The 1,734-nt window shown below is 66.3% G+C and carries 1 pseudogene; it reads right to left on the reverse strand.

The features are described from left to right. Positions 1-1,734 (reverse strand): annotated as a pseudogene (locus tag AC1MHZ_RS23345) (hypothetical protein); the annotation flags it as partial.

The following is a 1,734-nucleotide window of genomic DNA, read 5'->3' on the forward strand; positions in this document are numbered from 1 at the left end:
GAACAGTTGCAGCGCCGCCATCGCCTCGGCGATGCGCGTGGTCGTCACCTGGGCACTGTTCAGGCTGTCGAGCAGCAAGTACTGGTTCAGCGCTTCCACGCCCAGGTTGATGCGCGCAGCCAGTACACCGGCCAGTGCCTTGCTCAACGGCTCCTCGCTGGCCGCCTGCGCCCGCTTGACCTGCGACGGGCTCAGCCCCGCCTCGAAACTGTTCGCCAGGGCTTGCCACTCATCCCATGTCGGCGGGAACACCAGCAACGCCGCCAGGCTTGTGGGCTGCACGCCCAGCGTTGTCGCCAGGTCGGCCCATTGCCGGACCACGGCGATCTCCTGCCAATTGGCCAGAGCCGAGGCGTCTGCGACATCCTTCTTCAGGGCTGCCTGCCTGGCAGCCTCGGCGACCAGCCCTTCTGCCTGGCCGGTGGCCTTGGCCAGCAGCGCGGGCGGTACGCCTTCGGCCTTCAGCGCGGCCATCAGCGCGCTGGCCGACTCCGGTCGTGTTTTCAGCCAGGTGCTGAAGTCCGTCAGGGCCACGACCGTGGCCACGCTGCGCGCCAGGGTCGGGCTGGGCCCGATGTTGTTCACGATCTTGGCGAGCAACAAATGAGGCTGCTCCACCAGCACGGCCAGGACGTCGGCGGTCACACCGCTGGCGTGCACGATCAGGGCCATCTGGGCCAGACCGTAGGTGAAGGCGATTATCTGGGGATCGGCTACCGGGTCGTAAGGTTCTTCTGGTTCTCCTGGTTCTCCTGGTTCTCCTGGTTCTCCTGGCTCTTCTGGCTCTTCTGGCTCTTCTGGCTCTTCTGGCTCTTCTGGCTCTTCTGGCTCTTCTGGCTCTTCTGGTTCTTCCGACGCCTCTGGATCTTCCGGCTTCAGGCGCTCGCCCATCTCTTGCAGCGAAAGTCCGCCAGGCTGGGCACGGTCCGCCCAGATCAGCAGCGCCCGGGCCGCGGTTTCACCGCTCAGGCCAAAGGTCGAGGCGATCAGCGGGCTCAGCGCGCGCAGGTAATCGTCGGTGTCCGGCTCCACGGGGGCTTCGCCCTCTGCCGCCTTGGGGAACGGTGCATTGACGATCGCCGCTTGCATTTCCTTGATCAGGTTGGTGATCTCGGGGCTCGGTGGAATATCCTCCACACCCTGGGTCATCAGCACCAGGTCCGGCACGGTCCAGCCCTGTGCTTGCAGCCAGCTCGACAAACGCTCCACGCAGGCCAGCAAACGCAACCATTCCTCGGCCGGGGCTGCGTTCAGGTCCCGTGGCGCGTCGAAGGTCTCCAGCAACAGCCCCAGCTCGCCAGGCGTCAGGCCGTGTAGGCGGGCCCACAGGCTCAGGGCATAGAGGCCGGACAACCTTTCGCGTGTGGTGGCGAAGCGCACCTCATCGCCTTCTGCGTCATCGTCTTCTGCATCGCTGGCCTGCTCTTTCGGCGCCAGCGCAAGGAAGCGGCCCAGCTGGTACAGCCCTTCGTCGTCTACCTGGCAGGCACGCTTGAGCGTGGCCTTGATAGCGGCCTGCTCCGAGGCCTTGCCGGGGCGCAGGTCGATCACGACGTAGTCTTCCGGGTCCAGCCCGCCTTCGACCAGCGCAGGGTCGTTGAACAGCCGGTCGTACTGGCTCAGCTCGCCGGCACGGGCACTCACCGCGATCAGCTGCCGGCCCATGACCAGCGCCTGCTCATGGGGGATGGCGTAGCGCTTGGCCAGGCGCACGGTCTGCGTCAGCACCGCCAG

This window comes from Pseudomonas sp. FA-1, from assembly GCF_056856075.1.